A 265-nucleotide genomic window follows, 5' to 3' on the forward strand; every position below is an offset into this window, starting at 1 on the left:
AGCAGCTCAGTCAATGGTTTTGATGAAAAATGACAATCAGGTTCTTCCTTTGAAAAAATCAGGAACAGTGGCCGTGATCGGACCATTGGTTAACAATTCATTAAACATGGCCGGAACCTGGAGTGTGGCAGCGCAGCATGACAAGTCGGTTAATTTGATGCAGGGTCTCCAGGCTAATGCAGGAAAAGAAGTGAAATTCATTTCTGCTAAAGGTGCAAACATTGATTACGATGCCAAATTAGAAGATATCTATGCAGCCCACGGT

Annotated in this window: 1 protein-coding gene; it reads left to right on the plus strand. The window is 43.0% G+C overall.

What is annotated here, in order from left to right:
• Positions 1-265: glycoside hydrolase family 3 C-terminal domain-containing protein (locus SCA31_RS23815; RefSeq protein ID WP_410699475.1), on the plus strand; the 265-nt coding region annotated here is incomplete at both ends.

It is taken from the genome of Chryseobacterium sp. SIMBA_028, assembly GCF_046535285.1.
Lineage (GTDB): Bacteria > Bacteroidota > Bacteroidia > Flavobacteriales > Weeksellaceae > Chryseobacterium.